We start from the raw sequence: 26,309 nt of genomic DNA, 5'->3' as shown, positions 1-26,309 counted from the left end.
TTTTAAATGGTGCCGCAAACTTTCTCGGTCAGTTCCGCAGGGAACTGCATCGAGAGCATGATGTGTTCGATCATGCTGCATTTACGACCAGTATTGGTGTTGGTGATCACCCAGTACGGCGTGCCGGGCACATGCTTCGGCTTAGTATGGGTGCCATTCTGCAACAGCGTATGCTCATCACCTGCAAAATAGACGCGGGTGCGGCCCTGCAGAGATGCAGTAGCTTCAGCAAAGGCTGCGGTATCAAGACGATAGAGCGTTGACAAGATAAGCATAAAGCGATTCACCGCCCGCTTCTGCTCCGCATATTCATCGGAAAGCAGCAGCTCACGCACCGCGCGGACACGATCCTGCGGGCGCGAACCCACAGACGCAGGCTGGGACTCTTTCGCTGCCTCTTTTGAGGCTGGCTGTGCAGGCGAAGCGGGTGCAGTCTGACCAGCCGTGAACTTCAGCATACGACGCAGAATGTCGGATGCGCTTTCACCAATGTGTTGCGTGTGGCTGGCAATATAACGGTAGAGCTCTTCGTCAACTTCGATCGTTTTCATCTTATTCCGTACGGTTCTTTCTCATGACAGAACCACCTGTTTCCTGAAAAGCTCTGAGTATAGTCAGGCAATTCAAAGGGTGTGTGGGTTCTAACATCAGGATTATAAAGTTAAAGTCAGGCGGGTTGTTAGCAATCTAACGGTTTACGGGCAAAAGTCAGAATATGTCCTAATGCCGCCGGAACCGGCGCGCCTGAAAAGGTGAAACCATGATAACCTAAGCTCAGGTCTCAAACTTAAGAACTTTGCTATGATTTTGAACGCCCGTCTGCAAACTGAACAATCCCCTGCTGATTCTCTGCCCATCCTGCTTATTCACGGTCTGTTTGGCAGTCTCGATAACCTCGGCGTGCTGGCTCGCGGGCTGAAAGATGCCGGTCCGTTGCTGCAGGTGGATGTCCGCAACCACGGACTCTCACCACGATCTGACGAGATGAACTACGCTGTAATGGCGCAGGATATGGTCGATACGCTGGATGCACATGGCATTGATCGCGTCGCGGTGATCGGCCACTCGATGGGCGGTAAAATCGCCATGACCATGAGCGCACTGGTGCCGGAACGCATTGAGCGCCTGGTGATGATCGATATCGCCCCGGTGGATTACCAGACGCGCCGCCATGACCAGATATTTGCCGGCATTCGTGCCGTCACCGATGCGGGCGTCTCATCCCGCAGCGAGGCGGCGAAGGTCATGCGAACGCTGATAGAGGAAGAAGGGGTGATCCAGTTCCTGCTGAAATCATTCCAGGAGGGGGAGTGGCGCTTCAACGTCCCGGTGCTGTGGGATAACTACACCACGATTTCTGGCTGGCAGCCGGTTCCCGCCTGGAATCACCCGGCGCTGTTTATACGCGGCGGCGACTCCAGCTACCTGGATAACAACTATCGCGATGCGTTGCTGCAGCAGTTCCCGGCCGCGCAGGCGCATGTGATCGGTGGCGCAGGACACTGGGTTCATGCAGAGAAACCCGATGCCGTTTTGCGCAGTGTCCGCCGCTTTTTTGCGCTTTAAAAGCAAATAGATGGCGGTAAAGGTTTAGGATTGGCGTCCGGCGTAAGCGTGAAGTATGATGGCGCGCTAAAATTTTGCCGCGGAACAGTTTTGCTGCGGCAATGGCCAATAATTTATAATCTGCGCGGTGAGTGTCTGGCGCCCGCCCCCATTCAGTTTTACTAAGCCATGGCAAAAGAACAGACTGACCGCACGACGCTCGATCTCTTTGCTGATGAGCGCCGCCCTGGTCGACCTAAAACCAGTCCGCTTTCGCGTGATGAACAGCTGCGCATTAACAAGCGCAATCAACTGAAACGTGACAAAGGACGCGGACTTCGTCGTGTCGAACTGAAAATGAACAGTGACGCCGTCGATGCACTCAATACGCTGGCAGAACAGCGCAATCTCAGCCGTAGCGAACTGATTGAACAGATGCTACTGGCACAGCTCAAACTGGATTAATGCGGGCGAATCGCACGCAGAGGCAAATGTCGGGGCTTTAACCGTTCACCGGTTTTCTCTCGTCTGCTATTATTCGCTGAAATGTGCTGCGGCACACATCTCATCATCAGGATTTAAGAGGTTATTTTACTCATGGCACTCGTAGGCATCTTCTTCGGCAGCGATACCGGCAATACCGAAAACATTGCAAAAATGATCCAGAAACAGCTGGGTACAGATGTTGCAGAAGTCCATGACATCGCAAAAAGCACAAAAGAAGATCTGGAAGCGTTTGATATCCTGCTGCTGGGTATTCCGACCTGGTACTACGGCGAAGCCCAGTGCGACTGGGATGACTTTTTCCCGACGCTGGAAGAGATCGATTTTAACGGCAAGCTGGTTGCGCTGTTTGGCTGTGGCGACCAGGAAGATTACGCAGAGTATTTCTGTGATGCCATGGGCACGATTCGCGACATTATCGAACCGCACGGAGCCGTGATTGTCGGACACTGGCCAACTGAAGGCTACCACTTCGAAGCTTCGAAAGGCCTGGCCGATGACACCCACTTCCTGGGCCTGGCCATTGACGAAGATCGCCAGCCTGAGCTGACCAGCCAGCGTGTTGACCAATGGGTTAAGCAGATTTTTGATGAACTGCAGCTGAAAGAGATCATCGAAGCCTGATCCTGCCCGACTCAATGTGAGCGCCAGCTCACATTGAGGCAATGAAAATGCCTATAGAAATAATAGCCACATTTTTTTAACTTTCTCCGTTTAATCTGTAGAATACCCGCATCGATCTTCCGCTTATTTTCTCAGGCGGCAAGACTAAGTGATGTGCTAACAGACCTCTGTCAGAATCTTCCCCGGCCCGGTGACGAATCCCCAATAGCCCATGATGATTCAGACACGCCCTCTGGTTTTCATTTCATCGCTTCAGTTCTATAATGAGACGCAAATGAGAATGAGCACAGATCGACATTCAAGGCGATAAGCCACAAAAGTGAATATTAGTAACAGGACAAAATCCGCATGACTGACAACAACACCGCATTAAAGAAGGCTGGCCTGAAAGTAACGCTGCCCAGACTGAAAATTCTGGAAGTGCTTCAGGAACCTGAGTGCCATCACGTCAGTGCGGAAGATTTGTATAAACGCCTGATCGACATTGGCGAAGAGATTGGCCTGGCGACCGTTTACCGTGTTCTGAACCAGTTTGATGATGCCGGTATTGTGACTCGTCACAACTTTGAAGGCGGCAAGTCTGTCTTCGAACTGACGCAGCAGCATCACCACGATCACCTGATCTGCCTGGATTGCGGCAAGGTTATCGAGTTCAGCGACGAATCGATTGAAACGCGTCAGCGTGAAATCGCGACCCGCCATGGTATCAAGCTGACCAACCACAGCCTCTATCTCTATGGACACTGTACGCTGGGCGATTGTCGTGAAGACGAAACGCTGCACGACCAGTAACGCTGGCGCGGCCTGAAACAAAAAAACCGGTGAATTCACCGGTTTTTTTTCGTCTGTTTTCTGCCCTCAACTCAGGCGACCAGCGTCTCCTGCAGATAGCGCCAGCGTGGAATGGAGCTGCTGCAATCCAGAATGGCCAGCGAAATGCGGCTCTGGTTATTGCCGTTCATCATCTGCATTTCACGATACTGTACGACGATCTCTTTTTCATGATGAGAGAGAATGACATGTTCGCAGGTGGCAATGCGCATCCCTTCCCGCTGCCCTTGCAACTGCTGGAAAAGCTCCTCGACCTCATTCAGATTGTACTCTTTGCCCTTTGGGGTCACCATGCGAAATTCAGGATGAAAGTAGGACATCAGCAGCTGGAAACTGTCGTCAGATCCGGCTGGCTGATTAAAAATACGTTCAATGAGCTGATGTAAAACGACGACACTGTGTTTGGCTTCCTGGGCGAGAACTGTCATTTTTTTTCCTTCTGTAACCCGCTTTGCAACCTCTGAGAGCCGATAGCCTACCTGAAAGCTGCCAATTCACATCCTGAAATTGATTAATTTTTTTAAACTCAGATTACTCCCACAAGGCGGTATTGAACCGGTTGTGGTTAGTGCAGAATAAACGTCGGCGATGGTAAAAATCGGGGCAATAAAAAAGGGCGATAAATCGCCCTTTTGTCATTTTATGAGGTCGGCCTCAAAAAATTTATTCGCCCGTTTTAGTCCAGGTATCACGAAGACCGACGGTGCGGTTAAACACCAGTTGTGTCGGTTTAGAGTAAACGCTGTCGGCGCAGAAATAACCTTCACGTTCAAACTGAAACGGTGTTGTCGGTTCCACATCGCGCAGGCTGGGTTCAACAAAGCCGTTTTTGATGGTCAGTGACTCAGGATTAATGACCGCCAGGAAGTCCTCTGCAGCAGCCGGGTTTGGCACACTGAACAGACGGTCATACAGGCGGAACTCAGCTGGCTGCGCGTGATCCGCAGAAACCCAGTGAATTACGCCTTTAACTTTGCGGCCATCGGCTGGATCTTTGCTCAGCGTATCAACATCGCTGGTGCAGTAGATGCAGGTAATATTGCCCGCTTCATCTTTGGCGACCCGCTCAGCACGAATCACATAGGCGTTACGCAGGCGGACTTCTTTGCCCAGCACCAGACGCTTATATTGTTTGTTCGCCTCTTCACGGAAATCCGCGCGATCGATCCAGATCTCGCGGCTGAACGGCACTTCACGCGTGCCCATCTCCGGTTTACCCGGATGATTTGGCATGGTGACGATTTCGCTATGGCCTGCTGGCAGGTTTTCGATCACCACTTTAAGCGGATCTAAAACCGCCATGGCGCGGGGCGCATTCTCGTTAAGATCATCACGGATACAGGACTCCAGTGAAGCCATCTCCACGATGTTATCCTGCTTAGTCACGCCAATACGACGGCAGAACTCACGGATAGAAGCGGCGGTGTAACCACGGCGACGCAGACCTGAAACGGTCAGCATGCGCGGATCGTCCCACCCTTCTACGTGCTTCTCTGTTACCAACTGAGTGAGTTTACGTTTCGACATCACCGCATACTCCAGATTCAGGCGCGAGAATTCATACTGACGCGGATGAACCGGAATAGTGATGTTGTCCAGCACCCAGTCGTAGAGACGACGGTTGTCCTGGAACTCCAGCGTACAGAGTGAATGCGTAATGCCTTCCAGCGCATCGGAGATGCAGTGGGTAAAGTCATACATCGGGTAGATGCACCACTTATTGCCGGTCTGGTGGTGTTCCGCGAACTTGATGCGGTAAAGCACCGGATCGCGCATCACGATGAAATTAGAGGCCATGTCGATTTTAGCGCGCAGACAGGCGGTGCCTTCGGCAAACTCACCGTTTCGCATCTTCTCAAACAGCGCCAGATTCTCTTCCACGCTGCGATCGCGATAAGGGCTGTTTTTACCCGGCTCTTTCAGAGTGCCGCGATATTCGCGAATCGCATCCGGACTCAGTTCATCAACGTAGGCCAGTCCTTTGGAAATCAGCTCGATGGCATAGTTGTAGAGCTGATCGAAATAGTTTGATGAGTAACAGACCTCACCGCTCCACTCAAAACCCAGCCACTGAACGTCACGCTTGATGGATTCAACGAATTCCATATCCTCTTTAACCGGATTGGTATCGTCGAAACGCAGGTTGCATTGCCCCTGATAATCCTGGGCGATGCCAAAATTCAGACAGATCGATTTCGCATGACCAATATGCAGATAGCCATTGGGCTCCGGCGGAAAACGGGTATGCACGCTGCTGTGCTTACCGCTCGCCAAATCTTCGTCAATGATCTGACGAATAAAGTTAGTTGGGCGGGCTTCAGCCTCACTCATCTCAAAAATCCTCAATACGAATAACGGGTGATTTGTACCACGAAGTAACGGAGTATGATCCACAAAGCGTCTGAGGGAAACAACCGTTTGTTAAGCCTTTAAAACAAAAAAGGCAGGAATCGCTTCCTGCCTGTGGGGTTCTGTTGCGGGGATTAGCCTTTCACTTCATACAGCGGGGTTTCCCCTGCGATTACCTGACCCTGTGCCAGTAAAGTCAGACCGGCGAAATCGTCGCTGTTGCTGACCACGACCGGACTCACCATTGAGCGGGCATTGGCGTTAAGGAATTCAAGGTCCATCTCCAGCACGGGCTGACCGGCGACCACGCTGGCTCCCTCTTCAACCAGACGTGTGAAGCCTTTACCTTCCAGCGCCACGGTATCCAGCCCCATGTGCACCACAATCTCCACGCCATTTTCGGTTTCCAGACAGAAGGCGTGATTGGTGTTAAAGATTTTCACCAGCGTACCGGCAATCGGTGCCACTACCCATTTGTCGCTGGGCTTGATCGCCAGACCGTCGCCCACCGCTTTGCTGGCAAAAGCTTCATCCGGCACATCATCCAGCGCCACGACTTCACCGCTGACCGGCGCCAGCAGCGTGGCGATGACCTGCTTCTCACTGTTCAGCACCGCCTGCGGTTTAACGCCCGGCTCGGCCGGCGCACTGCTGGCAGCCGCTGCCGCGACCGGACCTTTGGTCAGCACTTTTTTCATGGCCGAGGCGATGCTTTCTGCCTGGGTACCCACAATGATCTGCACGCTCTGTTTGTTAAGACGGATCACGCCGGACGCGCCAAGACGCTTAGCAACCGCCTCATTCACCTGCGCCGAGTCATTCACGTTAAGACGCAGACGGGTGATACAGGCATCGATGCTGGTTAAATTAGCTGAACCACCAATCGCCCCAATGTAGCGGCGCGCCAGTGACTCTGTGGCACTTTCACCGCTATCCGTTTTATCAACGTTAACGTCATAACCATCCGTTTCATCACCATCAACTGCCAGCTCGCGGCCCGGCGTCATGAGGTTGAATTTTTTGATGGTAAAGCGGAACACCACATAATAGATAACGAAGAAGACCAGGCCCTGCGGGATCAGCATGTACCAGTGTGTTGCCAGCGGGTTACGGGTCGACAGCACCATATCCACCAGCCCGGCGCTGAAACCAAATCCGGCAATCCAGTGCATGCTGGCAGCGATGAAGACTGAAATACCGGTCAGGACGGCATGAATCAGATAAAGCACGGGTGCCACGAACATGAAGGAGAACTCCAGCGGTTCGGTAATACCCGTAAAGAAGGCAGCAAACGACGCGGCCAGCATGATACTACCGACTTTGACGCGGTTCTCAGGACGCGCACAGTGGTAGATAGCCAGCGCAGCACCTGGCAGACCAAACATCATGATCGGGAAGAAGCCCGCCTGATAACGACCGGTGATGCCGACGGTTGCCGATCCATCAGCCAGTGACTGTGCACCGCCAAGGAATTTAGGAATGTCATTAATGCCCGCAACATCGAACCAGAACACCGAGTTCAGGGCGTGATGCAGACCGACCGGAATCAGCAGGCGGTTAAAGAAGGCGTAGATACCGGCACCGGCAGAGCCGAGCTTCTGGATATGTTCACCAAAGTTAACCAGACCATTAAACACCACGGGCCAGATATACATCAGGATAAAAGCGACAAAGATCATCAGGAACGAAACGAGAATCGGCACCAGCCGGCGTCCGCTGAAGAAAGAGAGTGCCTTAGGCAGTTCAACGTGGCTGAAGCGGTTATAGACCTCTGCCGACAAAATACCGACAAGGATGCCGACAAACTGGTTTTCAATTTTGCCAAAGGCTGCTGGCACCTGATCCAAAGGAATTTTCTGAATCATCGACACTGCAGCTGGTGAGCAGAGCGTGGTGACCACCAGAAAGCCGACATAGCCAGTCAGGGCAGCGGCACCATCTTTATCTTTTGACATGCCGTAGGCAATACCGATCGCAAATAGCACCGACATGTGCTCAATGATTGCCGCACCCGACTTGATCAGCAATGCCGCCAGCGCATTACCTGCGCCCCAGCTGTCTGGATCGATCCAGTAGCCCACGCCCATTAATATCGCTGCTGCTGGCAGGGTTGCTACCGGCACCATCAGTGCACGCCCCACCTTTTGTAAGTAACCTAACATATCCCCTTCCCCCTATGAGCCTGACTTGTCGCTTTGCGCCGCTTAATGTTGTTATGTCAGCTGCAAAGATCGTTAATACACTTCATATCACGCAGCGAAGTGTAATGATAAATTAATTCGCCTCGCAAATTAAAAGCCTGGTAAATGTGATTTTTATCACTAAAAAACATCGTTTCAAACGGCAACATCTGGCTATGACCGTAAACTTATTTTATGATCCGAAATATTGAATTATGCGCCGCCCGTGGCGACAATGAATCATCTGTTCAGATTGGTGACTCACGCAACGGCTTAGCCATCCCCTTTCTATTTTCAATTGAGGTGAAACATGAGACTGATTCCTTTAGCGACACCAACCCAGGTGGGAAAATGGGCCGCCCGACATATTGTTAATCGTATCAATGCGTTTAACCCGACGGCGGATAAACCTTTTGTCCTGGGTCTGCCAACCGGCGGTACGCCACTGGAAGCGTACAAACACCTGATTGATATGCACAAAGCGGGCCAGGTCAGTTTTAAAAACGTAGTGACGTTCAATATGGATGAATATGTTGGCCTGCCAAAAGAGCATCCTGAGAGCTATCACAGCTTCATGTATCGCAATTTCTTCGATCACGTTGATATTCAACCGGAAAATATCAACCTGCTGAATGGTAATGCCCCCGATATTGACGCAGAATGTCGTCAGTACGAAGAGAAAATTCGCGCGCTGGGTAAAATTCACCTGTTCATGGGCGGCGTCGGCAACGACGGTCATATCGCCTTTAACGAACCGGCTTCCTCTCTCGCTTCCCGTACCCGCATTAAAACCCTGACCCATGACACCCGCGTGGCGAACTCCCGCTTCTTTAACGGTGACGTTGATCAGGTGCCTAAATATGCGCTGACGGTCGGCGTCGGTACGCTGCTGGACGCAGAGGAAGTGATGATTCTGGTTACCGGCCATGTTAAAGCGCAGGCATTACAGGCGGCGGTTGAAGGCAACGTTAATCATATGTGGACCATCAGCTGCCTGCAGCTGCACGCGAAATCGGTGGTGGTGTGTGATGAGCCGGCCACCATGGAACTGAAAGTGAAAACCGTGAAATATTTCCGCGAAATGGAAGCGGAAAATATGAAAGGCGTGTAACAGAACATTGTCATGCCCTGCTGTTACGTTGAGTGGCAGCAGGCCAGGACGGGAGAAGAGAGATGTACGCATTAGTTAACGGTCGAATCTACAGTGGCCATGAGGTTCTGGATAATCACGCGGTGGTGGTTGCCGATGGGCGTATTGCGCGCGTCTGTCCGCGTGAAGCGCTCCCGGCGGATATTGAGCAGCGGGATATGGCGGGGGCGAATATTGCGCCAGGCTTTATCGATCTCCAGCTCAATGGCTGCGGTGGCGTGCAGTTCAACGACAGCCTTGAGGCGCTCAGCATTGAAACGCTGGAAACGATGCAGCGCGCCAATGAAAAGTCTGGCTGCACCAGCTTTTTACCGACGCTGATAACCAGCAGTGACGCCCTGATGAAACGGGCGATTGAAACCATGCGCGCTTATCTGCAGAAACATCAGAATCAGGCGCTGGGTCTGCATCTGGAGGGACCCTGGCTGAGCAAGGCGAAAAAAGGCACCCACGATCCGGCGCTGATTCGCCTGCCGGATGCGGCAATGGTGCAGTACCTGTGCGACAACGCGGACGTCATCACCAAAGTCACGCTTGCTCCTGAAAATGCAGGCAGCGATGTGATTCGTCAATTGACTGATGCCGGGATTATTGTCTCAGCCGGTCACTCGAATGCGACCTATGAAGAGGCTAAAGCGGGCTTTTCTGCTGGCGTGAGTTTCGCGACGCACCTGTACAACGCCATGCCCACCTTTGCCGGACGTGAACCCGGGCTTATCGGTGCGCTGTTTGATTCGCCTGATGTATACTGCGGCATTATTGCGGACGGTTTACATGTACATTACGCTAACGTGCGCAATGCGAAACGCATTAAAGGCGACAAACTGGTGCTGGTCACGGATGCCACTGCACCGGCTGGCGCAGACATAAGCGAGTTTATTTTTGCAGGCAAAACAATCTATTATCGCGATGGGCTTTGTGTCGACGAAAACGGTACATTAAGTGGTTCTGCCCTGACGATGATTGAAGCGGTACAAAACAGCGTTGAACATGCAGGGATCGCACTGGACGAAGCGTTGCGCATGGCAACACTCTACCCGGCACGGGCGATGGGCGTGGAAAGGCAGTCAGGCTCGATCGAAGCAGGAAAAATCGCGAACCTGACTGTGTTTACGCGCGACTTTAAAATCATAAAGACGTTTGTCAACGGAGACGACGTCCTGAGCGAGTAAGCACTGAATGACCACTGGCGGCCAGTCTCAAATAGGAAATGTCGATCTTGTTAAGCAACTCAATAGCGCAGCGGTTTACCGGCTGATTGATCAACAGGGGCCGATATCGCGCATTCAGATTGCCGAACTTAGCCAGCTCGCGCCCGCCAGCGTCACCAAAATTACCCGTCAGTTGATTGAGCGCGGCCTGATCAAAGAGGTAGACCAGCAGGCGTCTACCGGTGGTCGCCGCGCCATCTCCATTATCACTGAAACCCGCCATTTCCATACCATCGGCGTCCGCCTCGGACGCAACGACGCCACTCTGACTCTGTTTGACCTCAGCGGTAAATCGCTGGCGCAGGAAGATTATGCGCTGCCGGAACGCACTCAGGAGACGCTGGAACATGCGCTGTTTAACGCCATCAGCAGCTTCATTGAGCAGCACCAGCGTAAAATTCGCGAGCTGATCGCGATTTCAGTGATCCTGCCGGGGCTGGTCGATCCGATTAACGGCGTGATCCGCTATATGCCACACATCTCTGTCAGCCGCTGGCCGCTGGTCGCCAACCTGAAAACACGTTTTAACGTCACCAGTTTTGTGGGTCATGATATTCGCAGCCTGGCGCTGGCCGAGCACTATTTCGGTGCAAGCCGCGACTGTGCTGACTCGATTCTGGTGCGTTTACACCGTGGCACGGGGGCCGGCATTATTGCCAACGGCCATATTTTTCTTGGCAGCAACGGCAACGTTGGCGAGATCGGCCATATTCAGGTCGACCCGCTTGGCGAGCGCTGTCACTGCGGCAACTTTGGCTGCCTTGAAACCATTGCCGCCAACGGCGCCATTGAAAATCGGGTACGGCATCTGCTGAATCAGGGCTATCCCAGCGTACTGACGCTGGAGGCGTGCCAGATATCCCACATCTGCAAAGCGGCCAATCAGGGTGATGCACTGGCCTGTGAAGTGGTTGAGCACGTTGGCCGTTATCTTGGCAAAGCTATCGCCATCGCGATCAACCTGTTTAATCCGCAAAAAGTGGTGCTGGCGGGTGAGATCACTGAAGCAGAAAAAGTGCTGCTGCCCGCGATTGAGGGCTGCATTAATACTCAGGCATTAGAGGCCTTCCGTAAAAATCTGCCGGTCGTGCGTTCCACCCTGGATCATCGTTCTGCTATCGGTGCCTTTGCGCTCGCTAAACGTGCCATGCTTAACGGCATTCTGCTGCAACATCTTCTGGAAGACTAAGAGCCTATCCCATTAGGCGTAATTGGTGCAGGCGGTCTGGACACGGACAGCGCGGAACAATCCGTAGTACACGTAGTACGTGAGGATGACTCGCTGCGCTCGCCCCTTCAGGGCCGCCCTGACGGGCGTTCAGGTTGCTAAAGCAGCCTGTGTGAGCACTGCCCAGGTTCAGAATGACAAATAAAATAGCCTAATGGGATAGGCTCTAAGCTAACCCGCTGCTGTGGCGGGCCACATCGGATCTGACTATGACCATTAAAAGCGTAATTTGTGATATCGATGGCGTGCTGATGCACGACAACACGGCCGTTCCCGGCGCACAGGAGTTTTTACAGCGCATTCTGGCCAAAGAGATGCCGCTGGTGGTGCTGACGAACTATCCCTCGCAAACCGAGCAGGATCTGGCCAACCGTTTTGCCTCGGCCGGTGTCGAGGTTCCCGATTCCGTTTTCTATACCTCCGCAATGGCAACCGCCGACTTCCTGCGCCGTCAGGAGGGCAAAAAGGCGTATGTAATTGGTGAAGGCGCACTGATTCATGAACTCTACAAAGCGGGCTTTACCATTACCGATGTAAATCCCGATTTTGTCATTGTCGGAGAGACGCGCTCGTTTAACTGGGACATGATGCATAAAGCGGCCTTCTTCGTGGCTAATGGCGCTCGCTTTATTGCCACCAACCCCGATACCCATGCGCGCGGTTTTATTCCTGCCTGTGGCGCGCTCTGTGCGGGTATTGAGAAGATATCAGGCCGTCGCCCGTTTGTTGTCGGCAAACCCAGTCCCTACATCATGCGCGCCGCACTGAACAAAATGCAGGCCCACTCGGAAGAGACCGTGATTGTCGGCGACAATCTGCGAACCGATATTCTGGCCGGTTTTCAGGCGGGTCTGGAGACGGTGCTGGTGCTCTCCGGCGTCTCGACACTGAGTGATATCGATGCCATGCCGTTCCGTCCGGACTGGATCTACCCTTCTGTGGCCGATATCGACCTGTTCTGATTCATTTCTCTTATGACGCATCCGGCTAATCTGTGATGCGTCACACCTTTTTGCGCTATATCGCCTACTTTTACTGCCTGATTTCTGCGCGAAAAAGCCATTTCATTGCCGATACCTCAAAGAAACGACTTTAAAATTATCGTTTATTCAATTTTATTGCCATGCAAGCAATCTTTTTATCAGTAAATCACGATTCCTCTTGCATTGAATACACCAAATAGCGCATTTTCTTATGTATCACGCAGCATCAGGCTGCCGGACAAACGCAAAAGATAACATCGCCGTAAGGTGAGCTCAGGAGTCAGTTATGTGTTCAATTTTTGGTGTGCTGGATCTGAAAACCGATCCTGTTGAGCTGCGCAAAAAAGCGCTGGAATGTTCACGCTTAATGCGTCATCGCGGCCCGGACTGGTCAGGCGTCTACGCCGATGACCATGCTATTCTGGCGCATGAACGTCTCTCCATTGTTGACGTTAACAATGGCGCACAGCCGCTGTACAACGCCGATCACACCCACGTACTGGCAGTTAACGGCGAAATTTATAACCATCAGGCACTGCGCGCTGAACTCAGCGATCGCTACGCGTTTCAGACCGGTTCTGACTGTGAAGTGATTCTGGCGCTCTATCAGGAGAAAGGTGTCGATTTCCTCGATGAGCTGGAAGGCATGTTCGCCTTTATCCTCTATGACACCGTTAAAAAAACGTATCTGATTGGTCGCGACCATATCGGCATCATCCCGCTCTATATGGGTAACGATGAGCATGGCAACCTGTTTGTTGCTTCAGAAATGAAAGCGCTGGTGCCTGCCTGCCGTTCAATCAAAGAGTTCCCGCCGGGAAGCTATCTCTCCAGCACCGATGGCGAGATCCGCCGTTACTGGCAGCGCGACTGGATGGAATATAAAAACGTTGAGCACAACACCACCGACGCCGCAGGCCTGAAACATGCGCTGGAGGAATCCGTAAAAAGCCACCTGATGTCAGATGTACCTTACGGCGTGCTGCTGTCAGGCGGCCTGGACTCTTCCATCATTTCAGCCGTGACCAAGCGTTACGCGGCGAAGCGGGTTGAAGATCAGGATAAAAGTGATGCGTGGTGGCCACAGCTGCACTCCTTCGCGGTCGGGCTGGAAGGTTCACCCGACTTAAAAGCGGCGAAATCTGTGGCGGAACATCTGGGTACCGTACACCATGAAATTCATTTCACCGTGCAGGAAGGTCTGGATGCCATTCGCGATGTGATTTATCACATTGAAACCTACGACGTCACCACTATTCGTGCGTCTACGCCAATGTACTTAATGTCGCGTAAAATTAAAGCGATGGGCATCAAGATGGTGCTGTCGGGCGAAGGCGCAGATGAAGTCTTCGGCGGCTATCTCTATTTCCATAAAGCGCCAGACGCCAAAGAGTTCCACGAAGAAAACGTGCGTAAACTGCAGGCGCTGCATATGTTCGACTGCGCCCGTGCCAACAAAGCGATGTCCGCCTGGGGTGTTGAAGCCCGCGTACCGTTCCTGGATAAAAAATTCCTGGATGTGGCGATGCGTATTAACCCGGCCGATAAAATGTGTGGCAGCAACGGTAAAATGGAGAAGCACATTCTGCGTGAATGTTTCTCCTCTTACCTGCCAGAGAGCGTGGCGTGGCGTCAGAAAGAGCAGTTCTCAGATGGCGTGGGTTACAGCTGGATCGACTCACTGAAAGAAGTGGCTGCGAAGCAAATCAGCGATCAGCAGCTGGCTACCGCTCACTTCCGCTTCCCGTTCAACACGCCGGGTTCGAAAGAAGCCTATCTCTATCGTGAGATCTTTGAAGAACTGTTCCCGTTGGCGAGCGCGGCAGAGTGTGTGCCTGGCGGTCCATCGGTCGCCTGTTCTTCTGCCAAAGCGATTGAGTGGGATGAAGCGTTTAAAAACATGGACGATCCTTCTGGTCGTGCCGTGGGCGTGCATCAGTCAGCCTATAAATAAGCCGACAGAGAGCCACCAGAATGGGCCCGCTGTGGCCCATTTTTTTTCGATTAGCCTTGTATTCACTGAAAAATTGCCGAATAAATACCCAGGCTGGTTATAAGCCAGTCAAACAGCGATTATCTGGCAAAAAACGGTAAAAAAATTGTTGACGCTGTCTGGTCAACTCCGCATAATGCGCCCCGCAACGCCGATGAAGGTAACGCGAAAAAAAGATGGCTACGTAGCTCAGCTGGTTAGAGCACAGCACTCATAATGCTGGGGTCACAGGTTCGATTCCCGTCGTAGCCACCATCTTTTTTTGCGGGAGTGGCGAAATTGGTAGACGCACCAGATTTAGGTTCTGGCGCCGCAAGGTGTGCGAGTTCAAGTCTCGCCTCCCGCACCATTTCATTATTCGGCAGCGTGGATGGGATATCGCCAAGCGGTAAGGCACCGGTTTTTGATACCGGCATTCCCTGGTTCGAATCCAGGTATCCCAGCCAATTTCGATGATTCTCGAGGCTGAGAACGGACGAATGGGATATCGCCAAGCGGTAAGGCACCGGTTTTTGATACCGGCATTCCCTGGTTCGAATCCAGGTATCCCAGCCATCATTGAAATGCAGTACAATTTGGCTACGTAGCTCAGCTGGTTAGAGCACAGCACTCATAATGCTGGGGTCACAGGTTCGATTCCCGTCGTAGCCACCATATAATTGGGGTGTCGCCAAGCGGTAAGGCACTGGTTTCTGATACCAGCATTCCGGGGTTCGAATCCCTGCACCCCAGCCATACAAAAGACAATTTGAAAAACACCATTATTGGGGTGTCGCCAAGCGGTAAGGCACTGGTTTCTGATACCAGCATTCCGGGGTTCGAATCCCTGCACCCCAGCCAAATTGCACAACCTGGCCCGCTTTTGCGGGCTTTGTTGTTTTTGTCGTTCCCCTTCCTGATTGCAGGCCCGCCGTATGGCGAGCCGACATGCGCAATCGGCTATAACCCCAGCGCGTAGCGCAATACCTGCCGCTTCAGTACCCCGGAATGTTCGGCGGCAATCAATCCGAGATTACGTGCAAACCGCAGCGGTGCCAGCTGATTGCTGAAGGCAAAATAGAACAGATCCATACCGCCCTGCATCAGCATGTTGTCTTTACGACGTTGCCGGTGATAGCGCTGCAATACGCGCTCGGATGCCCAATCCTCTGCCGCCCCGCGTGCGCTGACCAGCACATTAATCAACGCATCAATATCGCGATAGCCCAGATTCACGCCCTGCCCGGCCAGCGGATTAATGGTATGCGCGGCATCACCGACCAGCGCCAGTCCTGGCAGGACATACCGTGAAGCATGACGCCGTACCAGCGGGAAGCCGCCCGCCGCGTGAGCTTTGAAACGTCCCAGCCGTGCCGGGAAGTGGCTGGCAATCTCTTTTTCCAGCTGGGTTATCGGCATCGCCTGTAGCTGACGGACTCTTGCAGGCGCGTCATACCAGACCAGTGAGGCCCGGTTGTCATACAGCGGCAGAAAGGCGCGCGGTCCCTGAGGTGTAAAGTGCTGCCAGGTCGCATCGCCTGCCGGATGTTCGCAGGTTACGCTGATCAGTAAACAGGATTGCGCATAGCTCCAGCCATGAATACCGATCCCGGCCATTTGTCGCACCTGAGAATTCGCGCCATCAGCCCCAATCACCAGGCGCGCGTGTAAGGCAACGTCGTCGTTGAGGTCGATGCGCCAGCCGCCATTTTCTGGCTGCAGGTTCTCCAGTGTTGCCGGGCAATAGCAGGTCACGCCCAGCGACTGCATCTCCTCCCATAACGCCCGCTGAAGCACGCTGTTCTCGACCATAAAGCCCAGCTCGGGCAGCCCCAGCGAGGCCGCATCAAAACTCACCTGCGCCGTCTGCCACTCCCAGGTTTCCAGCCTGCGATAGGGCGCGCTGCGCATCGCCTCTACCCGTGGCCAGATGTTGAGTTGCTTCAGCAGCCCCACCGAGGATGAGCCAATCGCCGAAATTCGCAGATCGGGATCGCTGTCGGCATCAAAAGGCGCGGGTTCGGCACGCTCAATCACCGCAACGCGAAAATGTTGCTGCGTCAGTCCACAAGCCAGCGCTGCACCGACCATGCCACCGCCAACAATCACTACATCAAACTGATTATCCTGCATTGCTTATGTCCCTCTCTTATTCCCGCCAGCCTGCGCAATACGGGTCTGAATAAAGCAAAGTGTACCGGAAAACCGGATTGCTGGCAGAAAAGCCCTGAGGCTGGTCACAACAGCATCAAAGCATTACAATACGCGCCCCGCACTTCACTGCACTGAATCAATGGTTAGCGCGATGACAAAAAAACTGCATATCAAAACCTGGGGATGTCAGATGAATGAGTATGATTCATCCAAGATGTCTGATCTGCTGAACAGTACGCACGGCTATACGCTGACCGAGGTTCCTGAAGAGGCGGATATTCTGCTGCTTAACACCTGTTCGATTCGTGAGAAAGCGCAGGAGAAGGTATTCCACCTGCTGGGCCGCTGGAGAAAACTCAAAGAGCGCAATCCGGATGTGATTATCGGCGTGGGCGGCTGCGTGGCGTCGCAGGAAGGGGATCATATCCGCCAGCGTGCGCCCTGCGTGGATATCGTTTTTGGTCCGCAGACACTGCACCGCCTGCCGGAGATGATCAACACCGTGCGCGGCACCAAAAGCCCGGTGGTCGACATCAGCTTCCCGGAAATCGAGAAATTTGATCGCCTGCCGGAACCGCGCGCAGAGGGCCCGACTGCCTTTGTCTCCATCATGGAAGGCTGCAACAAATATTGTACTTTCTGCGTGGTGCCTTACACCCGTGGCGAGGAAGTGAGCCGTCCCAGCGATGACATTCTGCTGGAGATCGCTCAGCTGGCGGCGCAGGGCGTGCGTGAAGTTAACCTGCTTGGCCAGAACGTCAACGCCTATCGTGGTGCCACCTTTGATGGTGAAATCTGTACCTTCGCTGAGCTGCTGCGCCTGGTCGCCGCCATCGACGGCATCGACCGCATTCGCTTCACCACCAGCCACCCGATTGAGTTCACCGATGACATCATCGAGGTCTACCGCGATACGCCGGAACTGGTGAGCTTCCTGCACCTGCCGGTTCAGAGTGGATCAGACCGTATTCTGACGCTGATGAAGCGTGCTCATACCGCGCTGGAGTATAAGGCGATTATCCGCAAGCTGCGCGCGGCGCGTCCGGATATTGAGATCAGCTCTGACTTCATCATTGGTTTCCCCGGTGAAACTCAGCAGGATTTCGAACAGACTATGAAGCTGATCGCCGAGATCAATTTCGACGTCAGCTTCAGCTTTATCTACTCTGCCCGTCCCGGCACGCCCGCTGCTGACCTGCCGGATGATGTCAGTGAAGAGGAGAAAAAGCAGCGTCTGTGGATCCTCCAGGATCGCATCAACCAGCAGGCGCAGGCGATCAGTCGCCGCATGGTGGGCACAGTGCAGCGTATTCTGGTGGAAGGCATCTCCCGCAAGAACGTAATGGAAGTCTCTGGCCGCACCGAAAATAACCGCGTGGTGAATTTCGAAGGCTCGCCAGAAATGATCGGCCGCTTTGTGGACGTTGAGATTGTCGATGTCTACACCAACTCGCTGCGCGGCAAACTGGTGCGTACTGAAGACGAGATGGGGCTGCGCATGGCGGAAAGTCCGGCGTCCGTGATCGCCCGTACCCGTAAAGAAAATGAAATCGGCGTGAGTCTGTTCCAGCCGTGATGCCTGCTTTACTGTGCGGCAGCGCGCATCGCGTTGCCGCCAATTTCACCTTTCACCCCTTGCTTTCTGAAAGTGTTGCCCAAATATCTCTCCATAAGCTTGCGCCCAGGCGTTACGGCATAAATAATTTCGTTATGGTGCATCCGGTTAAGCTTAACGGTGCGTCAGACACATCCCATAACTGGCCCTGCGTGACCCAAAGGATTCGTTTGAATATCGAAACTCGTGAAATCGCCCTTGAACCGGCTGATAACCGTCGTCTGATGAGCCTGTGTGGGCCTTTTGACGATAATGTAAAACAGCTTGAGCGTCGTCTGGGCATTGAGATCAATCGTCGCGACAACGTTTTTAAGCTGTCAGGACGTCCACTCTGCGTCAATGCCGCAGCAGATATTCTGAAAACCCTCTATGTCGATACCGCGCCTGTGCGTGGCGATATCCCGGATATCGAGCCTGATCAGATTCACCTGGCGATCAAAGAGAGCCGGGTACTGGAGCAAACCGCTGAGAGCGTGCCGGAGTACGGTAAAGCGGTCAATATCAAGACCAAACGCGGTGTGATCAAACCGCGCACCCCAAATCAGGCCCAGTACATCGCTAATGTGCTCGACCACGACATCACCTTCGGTGTCGGCCCGGCCGGTACCGGTAAAACCTATCTGGCGGTAGCCGCGGCAGTCGATGCGCTGGAGCGCCAGGAGATTCGCCGCATCATGCTGACCCGCCCTGCCGTCGAAGCGGGTGAAAAGCTCGGCTTTCTGCCGGGCGATCTGAGCCAGAAAGTCGACCCTTATCTGCGTCCCCTCTACGATGCGCTGTTCGAAATGCTCGGCTTCGAGCGGGTAGAAAAGCTGATGGAGCGCAATGTCATTGAAGTCGCCCCGCTGGCCTACATGCGTGGTCGTACCCTGAACGATGCATTCATCATTCTTGATGAGAGCCAGAACACCACCATCGAACAGATGAAGATGTTCCTGACGCGTATCGGCTTTAACTCTAAAGCGGTGATTACCGGCGACGTTACCCAGATTGACCTGCCGCGTCATGTTAAGTCAGGTCTGCGTCATGCCATTGAGGTGCTGGCGGACGTTGAAGAGATCAGCTTCAACTTCTTCCACAGCGAAGATGTAGTGCGCCATCCGGTGGTTGCCCGCATTGTTACCGCCTATGAGGCATGGGAAGCCGCGGATCAGACCCGCCGCGACCAGCAGGCCGAAGAGCGTAAACGCGAAGCGCTGGCAGCACAAAGTGCTACGCAGGAAAGCAAATGAGCGAGGTGATTCTCGACCTGCAGGTCGCCTGTGACAACACCGCTGACCTGCCTGATGAAAGCCAGTTTCATCGCTGGCTGTCAGCGGCTGTCACCCCTTTTCAGCCCGAAAGCGAAGTCACGGTGCGTCTGGTTGACGAAGCAGAAAGTCATGAGCTTAATCTGACTTATCGCGGCAAAGATAAGCCGACCAACGTGTTATCTTTCCCGTTTGAAGCGCCGCCAGGCATTGAGCTGCCGCTGCTGGGCGATCTGATTATCTGCCGTCAGGTGGTTGAGCAGGAAGCGGCTGAACAGGGTAAAAGTGTTGAAGCCCACTGGGCGCACATGGTGGTACACGGCACGCTGCATCTGCTGGGTTATGACCATATCGAAGACGACGAAGCGGACGAGATGGAAGGGCTGGAGACCGAGATAATGCTTGCTCTTGGGTATCCTGATCCGTACATTTCGGAGAAAGAAGACGCCTGAATCCTGTATTCAGTCAATCCGGCTGTCAGTACAGATTGCTGACAGCCCCCATTCCTCATCAGAGAGATCTTTAAAAACCGCCATGAGCGACGACCATTCTCAAAACAGCGATGCACCCAGTAGTAAAAAGGGATTTTTTTCCCTGTTGATCAACCAACTCTTTCACGGTGAACCTAAAAACCGTGATGAGCTACTGGAGCTGATCCGCGACTCGAATAACAAAGAGCTGATTGACCAGGACACCCGCGACATGCTCGAAGGGGTACTGGATATTGCGGAGCAGCGCGTGCGTGACATCATGATCCCGCGCTCGCAAATGATCACCCTGAAACGTAATCAGAGCCTTGAAGAGTGTCTGGATGTCATCATCGAATCCGCCCATTCTCGTTTCCCGGTGATCAGCGAAGATAAAGATCATGTGGAAGGGATTCTGATGGCGAAAGATCTGCTGCCGTTTATGAGCAGCGAATCTGAGCCTTTCAGCATTGAGAAAGTGCTGCGTCCTGCGGTGGTTGTGCCTGAAAGTAAGCGTGTTGACCGGATGCTGAAAGAGTTCCGTTCCCAGCGTTACCACATGGCGATCGTCATTGATGAGTTTGGCGGTGTCTCCGGTCTGGTGACCATCGAAGACATCCTGGAGCTGATTGTCGGTGAAATTGAAGATGAGTATGACGACGAAGAAGATCGTGATATCCGTCAGCTCAACCGTCACACCTTTACGGTGCGTGCACTGACTGCCATTGAAGATTTCAACGAGGTGTTTGGCACGCAGTTCAGCGACGATGAAGTCGACACCATCGGTGGTCTGGTGATGCAGGGCTTCGGTCACCTGCCCGCTCGCGGTGAAAGCATCGAGATTGAGGGTTACCAGTTCAAGGTGGCGATGGCTGACAGCCGCCGCATCATCCAGGTTCACGTGACTATCCCGGAAAATTCGCCACAACCTCAACTGGAAGACGAATAAGTCTATGGCTTTAGCCTCACTCTACCCGCGTCAGCGGGTTCGCCTGCTGCTGGCTTTAATAACGGGTGCACTTGGCACCCTCGCCTTCTCTCCTTACGATTTCTGGCCCGCGGCACTGCTCTCGCTGTGCGGTTTACAGCTGCTGACCCTTAACCGCTCCAGCCCGCAGGCCAGCGCGATCGGGTTTGTCTGGGGATTAGGCTTGTTCGGCAGCGGCATCAACTGGGTTTATGTCAGTGTCGCTACCTTTGGCGGCATGCCTGGCCCGGTCAATGTCTTTATCGTGGCGCTGCTGGCAGCTTATCTGGCACTCTACCCGGCGCTGTTTGCCGGCGTACTGAATCGCATCTGGCCGCGAACGACGCTGTGGCGCCTGGCGCTGGCGGCACCGGCATTGTGGCAGATCACCGAGTTCCTGCGTGGCTGGGTGCTGACCGGCTTTCCGTGGCTGCAGTTTGGTTACAGCCAGATCGATGGCCCGTTAAAAGGCCTGGCCCCGCTGGCCGGCGTAGAGACGCTGACCTTCCTGCTGATGGGGGTGGCTGGCCTGCTGGCTTATGCCCTGCAACAACGCAACGTCAGGAGTCTGGTGGCGGCGCTGCTGCTGCTGGCACTGCCATGGCCGTTGCGCTACATCCAGTGGGTTCAGCCGATGCCCGAGCGGGCCGTCGAGGTAGCGCTGGTGCAGGGGAACATTCCGCAATCGATGAAGTGGGATCCGCAGCAGCTGCTCACTACCCTGCGCATTTACAACGGTCTGAGTCAGCCGCTGATGGGTAAAGCGCCGATTATTATCTGGCCTGAATCGGCAATTACCGATCTGGAGAGTAATCAGCAGCCGTTCCTGCGTTCGCTGGATGACGAACTGCGTGAGCGCGGCAGTTCGCTGATCACCGGCATTGTGGACTCACGGCTTGAGCAGAACCGTTACCACGATTACAACACTGTCATCGTGCTGGGTGGCAAAGCGCCATACAACTACTTCAGCGGCAATCGTTACCAGAAGAATCACCTGGTACCGTTTGGCGAATTTGTGCCGCTGGCCGATCTGCTGCGTCCGCTGGCCCCGTTCTTCGATCTGCCGATGTCGGCCTTCAGTCGTGGCAATTATCTCCAGCCGCAACTCAGCGTGGCAGGCTATAACCTGACCAGCGCCATCTGTTATGAGATCGTGCTGGGTGAACAGGTGCGGGCCAACTTCCATCCCGACACCAACTTCCTGCTCACCGTTTCGAACGATGCCTGGTTTGGTCACTCTATCGGCCCATGGCAGCACTTCCAGATGGCGAGGATGCGTGCGCTGGAACTTGGACGCCCGCTGTTGCGCAGCACCAATAATGGTGTGACGGCGGTGGTCAATGCCAGTGGTGATGTGGAAGCCATGCTACCGCAGTTTACCCGCGATGTGCTGACCAGCAAGGTTACGCCAACGCAGGGAGAAACCCCGTATGCGCGGGCTGGCATCTGGCCAGTGTGGTCACTGACGCTGCTGGCGGCGGTGATAGCACTCCTGCGCCGTCGTCGATAGCATCCCCACCTATGCTCACTGAAGGCGAAGCACCTGCTTCGCCTTTTTCATGGTGACTCTTCGGTTTTTTTCACTCCCCACGCCGCACACTCTGCTGACTTTCTAACCCATTACCTCTTTCTGGCACGATGATTGCAAAATGTTTCACTGCTTTTCGCAAACAGGCTGATTGCAGGCGCTGATGCCGGGCGGCTTGCACCAAAACAATTGACGCTGCTGCACCATTAACGCGCAGGGTGAAAAAATTGCCTTTTTTTGGTGCGTATCACCTCGCAAAAAAGAAACTTTTTTGTTTCATTGCGTTAACAATCCGCTATGTTAGTGACTCTTCTGCGCCCGTTTAAACCGCAGAATGAGCAGAAACGCAGCAGAAAACAGACACAACATCATAATCAGCGCAGGTAATATCCTGTGCCTTTTTCATACGAAGGAGTTGGAACATGCAACTACGCAAAGTGGCATTATCTCTTCTGCTGATCAGCGCAGCGGCGGGAGCGGCCCAGGCGGAAGATCTCAGCGGCACCCTGAAGAAGATCAATGACAATGGCGTCATTGTGGTCGGGCATCGCGAATCATCAGTTCCCTTTTCTTATTATGACAACCAGCAAAAAGTCGTCGGCTACTCACAGGCTTACTCAAATGCTATCGTTGAAGCGATTAAAGCAAAGCTGAACAAGCCTGATCTGCAGGTCAAAATGATCCCGATCACCTCACAAAACCGTATTCCGCTGCTGCAAAACGGCACCTACGATTATGAGTGTGGATCGACCACTAACAATCTTGAGCGCCAGAAACAGGCCGCCTTCTCAGACACTATTTTTGTTATCGGCACCCGTCTGCTGGTGAAGAAAGATGGCCCGATCAAAGATTTCGCTGACCTGAAAGGCAAAACCGTAGTGGTGACCTCAGGTACCACCTCTGAAGTGCTGCTGCACAAACTCAACGACGAACAAAAACTGGATCTGCGCATCATCAGCGCAAAAGATCACGGTGACTCGTTCCGTACGCTGGAAACCGGTCGTGCCGTGGCCTTTATGATGGATGATGCCCTGCTGGCAGGCGAACGCGCCAAAGCTAAAAAGCCGGACAACTGGGAAATCCTGGGCACACCACAGTCAAAAGAAGCCTATGGCTGCATGCTGCGTAAAGATGATCCGCAGTTCAAAGCCCTGGTGGATGAAACCATTGCCAAAGCCCAGACCTCTGGCCAGGCAGAAAAATGGTTTGACACCTGGTTCAAACAGCCGATTCCACCAAAGAACCTGAACATGAACTTTGAGCTGTCTGATGACATGAAAGCGCTGTTCAAAACGCCAAATGATAAAGCACTGAATTAACAACAAAATACCCAATGGATTTCAGACTGCATTGAGGCGGCAGGAGAATGACTCCCCATGAGCTTACTCCGGTAAGTAATTCGGGTGAGTGAACGTAGCCAACAAAAATGCAGCCTGAAAGACGACGGGTATAACAAGGGCGGCCTGGCTGCCCTCTCGATTGCTGAAACCGCGGCATGGACAGACAGACTGACACGGGTCGTTCCCCTGAGTCAGGAAATAAAACGCCGTTCATCAATCTTCAGGGTAGCTTAGCTACCCTTTTTTTCCGGAGCTCGTTATGGGTATCGATTGGAACTGGGGCATATTCCTCGAACAGGCCCCGTTCGGTAACACGACCTACCTCGGCTGGCTGTGGTCCGGTTTTCAGGTGACGATTGCCGTCTCCTGCTGCGCCTGGATTATCGCTTTCTGCGTGGGTTCATTTTTCGGCATTCTGCGCACCGTGCCTAATCGCCTGCTGTCGACCATTGGCACCTGCTATGTCGAACTGTTTCGCAACATCCCACTGATCGTCCAGTTCTTCTTCTGGTATCTGGTGGCGCCCGAGCTGGTGGGTGAAAAGCTCGGCATGTGGTTTAAGTCTGAGCTGGATCCCAACATTCAGTTCTTCCTCTCCTCGATGATCTGTCTTGGCCTGTTTACCGCCGCCCGCGTCTGCGAGCAGGTGCGCGCAGCGATTCAGTCACTGCCGAGTGGACAGAAGAATGCCGGTCTGGCGATGGGCTTAACCCTGCCGCAGACCTATCGCTATGTGCTGCTGCCGAATGCGTATCGCGTGATTGTGCCGCCGATGACCTCGGAAATGCTGAACCTGGTGAAGAACTCCGCTATCGCCTCCACCATTGGTCTGGTCGATATGGCGGCGCAGGCGGGCAAATTGCTCGACTATTCTGCCCACGCCTACGAATCCTTTACCGCTATTACGCTGGCCTACGTTGCGATTAACCTGGTGATTATGTTGTTGATGAGTCTGGTCGAGCGCAAAGTCCGGCTGCCAGGCAATGCGGGAGGCAAGTAATGTACGAGTTTGACTGGAGTTCGATTACACCCAGCCTGCCCTATCTGCTTAATGGCTTAGTGATCACCTTTAAGATCACGATTACCGCCGTGGTCTTCGGCATCCTGTGGGGCACCCTGCTGGCGGTGATGCGTCTGTCGACGTTTAAGCCCGTCAGCTGGTTCGCTAAAATTTACGTCAACCTGTTCCGCTCGGTGCCGCTGGTCATGGTGCTGCTGTGGTTCTATCTGGTGGTGCCGAGTTTTCTGCAGCAGGTGCTGGGCCTGTCGCCCAAAACGGATATCCGACTGATTTCGGCCATGGTCGCCTTTTCACTGTTCGAAGCGGCGTACTACTCTGAAATTATTCGCGCCGGCATCATCAGTATCTCGCGTGGACAAGGCAGTGCGGCTCTGGCGCTGGGCATGACGCAGTGGCAGGCAATGCGACTGATCATCCTGCCACAGGCGTTCCGCGCCATGGTTCCGCTGTTACTGACGCAGGGTATCGTGCTGTTCCAGGATACCTCGCTGGTTTATGTCTTAAGCCTGGCGGACTTCTTCCGTACCGCGTCCACCATTGGTGAGCGTGATGGCACCCAGGTTGAAATGATTCTGTTTGCAGGTCTGGTCTACTTCGTTATCAGCCTGAGCGCATCGCTGTTGGTCAGCTATCTAAAAAGAAAAAGGACGGTTTAAATGATTAGCCTGAAAAATGTTTCTAAGTGGTATGGTCACTTTCAGGTGCTGACCGACTGCTCAACCGACGTCAAAACCGGTGAAGTGGTGGTGGTGTGCGGCCCGTCCGGCTCCGGTAAATCAACACTGATCAAAACCGTAAACGGACTCGAGCCGATTCAGCAGGGCGTGATTGCGGTGAACGGCACCGAGGTGAATAACAAAAAGACTAATCTTGCGCAGCTTCGCAGCCAGGTCGGGATGGTGTTCCAGCACTTCGAACTGTTCCCGCATCTGAGCATTATCAACAACCTGGTTCTGGCGCAGGTGAAAGTGCTGAAACGCGACAAAGCGGCAGCCCGCGATAAAGGGCTGAAGCTGCTGAAGCGTGTGGGTCTCTCCGCTCATGCTGAGAAGTTTCCCGGCCAGCTCTCAGGGGGTCAGCAGCAGCGAGTGGCGATTGCGCGAGCGCTCTGCATGGACCCTATCGCGATGCTGTTTGATGAACCCACCTCCGCGCTGGATCCGGAAATGATCAACGAAGTGCTGGATGTGATGGTTGAACTGGCACAGGAAGGGATGACGATGATGGTGGTGACCCATGAGATGGGCTTCGCCCGTAAGGTCGCCAATCGCGTGATCTTTATGGATGAAGGGAAAATTATCGAAGACACCAACAAAGATGACTTCTTTAATAACCCACAGTCTGAGCGCGCTAAAGATTTCCTCGCAAAAATCCTGCACTAAACCTCACG

Annotated in this window: 23 protein-coding genes and 7 tRNA genes; 25 read left to right on the top strand and 5 right to left on the bottom strand. The window is 53.6% G+C overall.

Annotated elements, in window-relative coordinates:
- Nucleotides 1–2: 2 nt before the first annotated feature.
- Nucleotides 3–551, bottom strand: coding sequence for a replication initiation negative regulator SeqA (gene seqA / locus AC0T7J_RS08005; RefSeq protein ID WP_473793352.1), 549 nt, complete (start codon nucleotides 549–551; stop codon nucleotides 3–5).
- Nucleotides 552–801: 250 nt separating this feature from the next.
- Here seqA and ybfF point away from each other — a divergent pair, with 250 nt between their 5' ends.
- From ybfF to fur, 4 genes are all read left to right on the top strand, one after another.
- Nucleotides 802–1,566, top strand: coding sequence for an esterase (gene ybfF / locus AC0T7J_RS08000; protein ID WP_473793350.1), 765 nt, complete (start codon nucleotides 802–804; stop codon nucleotides 1,564–1,566).
- 168 nt (nucleotides 1,567–1,734) lie between these two features.
- Nucleotides 1,735–2,010 (top strand): LexA regulated protein, encoded by a 276-nt coding sequence (gene ybfE / locus AC0T7J_RS07995; protein WP_010260688.1) that lies wholly within the window; start codon nucleotides 1,735–1,737, stop codon nucleotides 2,008–2,010.
- A gap of 132 nt (nucleotides 2,011–2,142) precedes the next feature.
- The gene (gene fldA, locus AC0T7J_RS07990; protein WP_010260687.1) at nucleotides 2,143–2,673 is read left to right on the top strand and encodes a flavodoxin FldA; all 531 of its coding nucleotides are present in this window, start codon (nucleotides 2,143–2,145) and stop codon (nucleotides 2,671–2,673) included.
- 348 nt (nucleotides 2,674–3,021) lie between these two features.
- Entirely contained in the window at nucleotides 3,022–3,465 is a 444-nt protein-coding gene (fur, locus tag AC0T7J_RS07985; protein ID WP_009091454.1) for a ferric iron uptake transcriptional regulator, read from the top strand.
- A gap of 71 nt (nucleotides 3,466–3,536) precedes the next feature.
- Here the strand turns inward: fur and AC0T7J_RS07980 are convergent, their stop codons facing one another.
- The 3 genes from AC0T7J_RS07980 to nagE form a co-directional block, all read right to left on the bottom strand.
- The gene (locus tag AC0T7J_RS07980) at nucleotides 3,537–3,932 is read right to left on the bottom strand and encodes a hypothetical protein (protein WP_263054289.1); all 396 of its coding nucleotides are present in this window, start codon (nucleotides 3,930–3,932) and stop codon (nucleotides 3,537–3,539) included.
- 235 nt (nucleotides 3,933–4,167) lie between these two features.
- A complete protein-coding gene (glnS, locus tag AC0T7J_RS07975; RefSeq protein ID WP_010260682.1) occupies nucleotides 4,168–5,835 on the bottom strand; it encodes a glutamine--tRNA ligase in 1,668 nt (555 codons plus the stop codon).
- 152 nt (nucleotides 5,836–5,987) lie between these two features.
- The gene (gene nagE / locus AC0T7J_RS07970) at nucleotides 5,988–8,015 is read right to left on the bottom strand and encodes an N-acetylglucosamine-specific PTS transporter subunit IIBC (protein ID WP_473793346.1); all 2,028 of its coding nucleotides are present in this window, start codon (nucleotides 8,013–8,015) and stop codon (nucleotides 5,988–5,990) included.
- Nucleotides 8,016–8,343: 328 nt separating this feature from the next.
- Between nagE and nagB the strand changes: the two genes are divergently transcribed.
- From nagB to AC0T7J_RS07910, 12 genes are all read left to right on the top strand, one after another.
- Complete coding sequence (gene nagB, locus AC0T7J_RS07965) at nucleotides 8,344–9,144, top strand: glucosamine-6-phosphate deaminase (RefSeq protein WP_010260676.1); 801 nt, start codon at nucleotides 8,344–8,346, stop codon at nucleotides 9,142–9,144.
- A gap of 62 nt (nucleotides 9,145–9,206) precedes the next feature.
- Entirely contained in the window at nucleotides 9,207–10,355 is a 1,149-nt protein-coding gene (nagA, locus tag AC0T7J_RS07960) for an N-acetylglucosamine-6-phosphate deacetylase (RefSeq protein WP_010671285.1), read from the top strand.
- Nucleotides 10,356–10,362: 7 nt separating this feature from the next.
- Complete coding sequence (gene nagC / locus AC0T7J_RS07955; RefSeq protein ID WP_473793344.1) at nucleotides 10,363–11,583, top strand: DNA-binding transcriptional regulator NagC; 1,221 nt, start codon at nucleotides 10,363–10,365, stop codon at nucleotides 11,581–11,583.
- A gap of 248 nt (nucleotides 11,584–11,831) precedes the next feature.
- Nucleotides 11,832–12,584, top strand: coding sequence for an HAD-IIA family hydrolase (locus AC0T7J_RS07950; protein WP_010260664.1), 753 nt, complete (start codon nucleotides 11,832–11,834; stop codon nucleotides 12,582–12,584).
- Between the two features lie 307 nt (nucleotides 12,585–12,891).
- Nucleotides 12,892–14,559, top strand: coding sequence for an asparagine synthase B (gene asnB / locus AC0T7J_RS07945; protein WP_031592223.1), 1,668 nt, complete (start codon nucleotides 12,892–12,894; stop codon nucleotides 14,557–14,559).
- A gap of 217 nt (nucleotides 14,560–14,776) precedes the next feature.
- Nucleotides 14,777–14,853, top strand: a tRNA-Met gene (locus AC0T7J_RS07940).
- A 9-nt stretch (nucleotides 14,854–14,862) separates the two neighbouring features.
- A tRNA-Leu gene (locus tag AC0T7J_RS07935) sits at nucleotides 14,863–14,947 on the top strand.
- A 22-nt stretch (nucleotides 14,948–14,969) separates the two neighbouring features.
- Nucleotides 14,970–15,044, top strand: a tRNA-Gln gene (locus tag AC0T7J_RS07930).
- 34 nt (nucleotides 15,045–15,078) lie between these two features.
- Nucleotides 15,079–15,153: transfer RNA gene (locus tag AC0T7J_RS07925), tRNA-Gln, on the top strand.
- A gap of 22 nt (nucleotides 15,154–15,175) precedes the next feature.
- Nucleotides 15,176–15,252 (top strand) — tRNA-Met (locus AC0T7J_RS07920).
- Between the two features lie 6 nt (nucleotides 15,253–15,258).
- Nucleotides 15,259–15,333: transfer RNA gene (locus tag AC0T7J_RS07915), tRNA-Gln, on the top strand.
- Between the two features lie 30 nt (nucleotides 15,334–15,363).
- Nucleotides 15,364–15,438, top strand: a tRNA-Gln gene (locus AC0T7J_RS07910).
- Nucleotides 15,439–15,537: 99 nt separating this feature from the next.
- Here AC0T7J_RS07910 and ubiF read toward each other — a convergent pair.
- On the bottom strand, nucleotides 15,538–16,710 hold the full coding sequence (gene ubiF / locus AC0T7J_RS07905) for a 3-demethoxyubiquinol 3-hydroxylase (protein WP_473793341.1): 1,173 nt from the start codon (nucleotides 16,708–16,710) through the stop codon (nucleotides 15,538–15,540).
- Nucleotides 16,711–16,882: 172 nt separating this feature from the next.
- On the opposite strand from ubiF, the gene miaB reads away from it, so the two are divergent.
- The 9 genes from miaB to AC0T7J_RS07860 all read left to right on the top strand — a co-directional run bounded on the left by miaB (nucleotide 16,883) and on the right by AC0T7J_RS07860 (nucleotide 26,301).
- Nucleotides 16,883–18,307 (top strand): tRNA (N6-isopentenyl adenosine(37)-C2)-methylthiotransferase MiaB, encoded by a 1,425-nt coding sequence (gene miaB, locus AC0T7J_RS07900; RefSeq protein ID WP_473793340.1) that lies wholly within the window; start codon nucleotides 16,883–16,885, stop codon nucleotides 18,305–18,307.
- Nucleotides 18,308–18,516: 209 nt separating this feature from the next.
- A complete protein-coding gene (locus tag AC0T7J_RS07895) occupies nucleotides 18,517–19,578 on the top strand; it encodes a PhoH family protein (RefSeq protein WP_010258952.1) in 1,062 nt (353 codons plus the stop codon).
- Entirely contained in the window at nucleotides 19,575–20,048 is a 474-nt protein-coding gene (ybeY, locus tag AC0T7J_RS07890; RefSeq protein WP_033785461.1) for an rRNA maturation RNase YbeY, read from the top strand. The genes AC0T7J_RS07895 and ybeY overlap by 4 nt, the downstream gene beginning before the upstream one ends.
- An 82-nt stretch (nucleotides 20,049–20,130) precedes the next feature.
- Complete coding sequence (gene corC / locus AC0T7J_RS07885) at nucleotides 20,131–21,012, top strand: CNNM family magnesium/cobalt transport protein CorC (RefSeq protein ID WP_473793338.1); 882 nt, start codon at nucleotides 20,131–20,133, stop codon at nucleotides 21,010–21,012.
- Nucleotides 21,013–21,016: 4 nt separating this feature from the next.
- Nucleotides 21,017–22,540 (top strand): apolipoprotein N-acyltransferase, encoded by a 1,524-nt coding sequence (gene lnt, locus AC0T7J_RS07880; RefSeq protein ID WP_473793336.1) that lies wholly within the window; start codon nucleotides 21,017–21,019, stop codon nucleotides 22,538–22,540.
- A 440-nt stretch (nucleotides 22,541–22,980) separates the two neighbouring features.
- Entirely contained in the window at nucleotides 22,981–23,877 is an 897-nt protein-coding gene (locus AC0T7J_RS07875) for an amino acid ABC transporter substrate-binding protein (protein WP_010258958.1), read from the top strand.
- Nucleotides 23,878–24,157: 280 nt separating this feature from the next.
- The gene (locus tag AC0T7J_RS07870) at nucleotides 24,158–24,898 is read left to right on the top strand and encodes an amino acid ABC transporter permease (RefSeq protein ID WP_010258960.1); all 741 of its coding nucleotides are present in this window, start codon (nucleotides 24,158–24,160) and stop codon (nucleotides 24,896–24,898) included.
- Nucleotides 24,898–25,575, top strand: a complete 678-nt coding sequence (gene gltK / locus AC0T7J_RS07865; RefSeq protein ID WP_473793333.1) for a glutamate/aspartate ABC transporter permease GltK — start codon at nucleotides 24,898–24,900, stop codon at nucleotides 25,573–25,575. The genes AC0T7J_RS07870 and gltK overlap by 1 nt, the downstream gene beginning before the upstream one ends.
- Nucleotides 25,576–26,301, top strand: coding sequence for an amino acid ABC transporter ATP-binding protein (locus AC0T7J_RS07860; protein ID WP_010258962.1), 726 nt, complete (start codon nucleotides 25,576–25,578; stop codon nucleotides 26,299–26,301).
- Nucleotides 26,302–26,309 lie beyond the last annotated feature (8 nt).

The sequence above is a fragment of the Pantoea sp. E956-1 genome (genome assembly GCF_982223955.1).
The sequence above is the reverse complement of the archived record's forward strand: the minus strand, read 5'-3'. Positions and strand labels throughout refer to the sequence as shown.

What these genes read in the sequence shown, in the direction of transcription:
- seqA (WP_473793352.1), bottom strand. Translation starts at nt 551, where the DNA reads ATGAAAACGATCGAAGTTGACGAAGAGCTCTACCGTTATATTGCCAGC.
- ybfF (WP_473793350.1), top strand. Translation starts at nt 802, where the DNA reads ATGATTTTGAACGCCCGTCTGCAAACTGAACAATCCCCTGCTGATTCT.
- ybfE (WP_010260688.1), top strand. Translation starts at nt 1,735, where the DNA reads ATGGCAAAAGAACAGACTGACCGCACGACGCTCGATCTCTTTGCTGAT.
- fldA (WP_010260687.1), top strand. Translation starts at nt 2,143, where the DNA reads ATGGCACTCGTAGGCATCTTCTTCGGCAGCGATACCGGCAATACCGAA.
- fur (WP_009091454.1), top strand. Translation starts at nt 3,022, where the DNA reads ATGACTGACAACAACACCGCATTAAAGAAGGCTGGCCTGAAAGTAACG.
- AC0T7J_RS07980 (WP_263054289.1), bottom strand. Translation starts at nt 3,932, where the DNA reads ATGACAGTTCTCGCCCAGGAAGCCAAACACAGTGTCGTCGTTTTACAT.
- glnS (WP_010260682.1), bottom strand. Translation starts at nt 5,835, where the DNA reads ATGAGTGAGGCTGAAGCCCGCCCAACTAACTTTATTCGTCAGATCATT.
- nagE (WP_473793346.1), bottom strand. Translation starts at nt 8,015, where the DNA reads ATGTTAGGTTACTTACAAAAGGTGGGGCGTGCACTGATGGTGCCGGTA.
- nagB (WP_010260676.1), top strand. Translation starts at nt 8,344, where the DNA reads ATGAGACTGATTCCTTTAGCGACACCAACCCAGGTGGGAAAATGGGCC.
- nagA (WP_010671285.1), top strand. Translation starts at nt 9,207, where the DNA reads ATGTACGCATTAGTTAACGGTCGAATCTACAGTGGCCATGAGGTTCTG.
- nagC (WP_473793344.1), top strand. Translation starts at nt 10,363, where the DNA reads ATGACCACTGGCGGCCAGTCTCAAATAGGAAATGTCGATCTTGTTAAG.
- AC0T7J_RS07950 (WP_010260664.1), top strand. Translation starts at nt 11,832, where the DNA reads ATGACCATTAAAAGCGTAATTTGTGATATCGATGGCGTGCTGATGCAC.
- asnB (WP_031592223.1), top strand. Translation starts at nt 12,892, where the DNA reads ATGTGTTCAATTTTTGGTGTGCTGGATCTGAAAACCGATCCTGTTGAG.
- ubiF (WP_473793341.1), bottom strand. Translation starts at nt 16,710, where the DNA reads ATGCAGGATAATCAGTTTGATGTAGTGATTGTTGGCGGTGGCATGGTC.
- miaB (WP_473793340.1), top strand. Translation starts at nt 16,883, where the DNA reads ATGACAAAAAAACTGCATATCAAAACCTGGGGATGTCAGATGAATGAG.
- ybeY (WP_033785461.1), top strand. Translation starts at nt 19,575, where the DNA reads ATGAGCGAGGTGATTCTCGACCTGCAGGTCGCCTGTGACAACACCGCT.
- corC (WP_473793338.1), top strand. Translation starts at nt 20,131, where the DNA reads ATGAGCGACGACCATTCTCAAAACAGCGATGCACCCAGTAGTAAAAAG.
- lnt (WP_473793336.1), top strand. Translation starts at nt 21,017, where the DNA reads ATGGCTTTAGCCTCACTCTACCCGCGTCAGCGGGTTCGCCTGCTGCTG.
- AC0T7J_RS07875 (WP_010258958.1), top strand. Translation starts at nt 22,981, where the DNA reads ATGCAACTACGCAAAGTGGCATTATCTCTTCTGCTGATCAGCGCAGCG.
- AC0T7J_RS07870 (WP_010258960.1), top strand. Translation starts at nt 24,158, where the DNA reads ATGGGTATCGATTGGAACTGGGGCATATTCCTCGAACAGGCCCCGTTC.
- gltK (WP_473793333.1), top strand. Translation starts at nt 24,898, where the DNA reads ATGTACGAGTTTGACTGGAGTTCGATTACACCCAGCCTGCCCTATCTG.
- AC0T7J_RS07860 (WP_010258962.1), top strand. Translation starts at nt 25,576, where the DNA reads ATGATTAGCCTGAAAAATGTTTCTAAGTGGTATGGTCACTTTCAGGTG.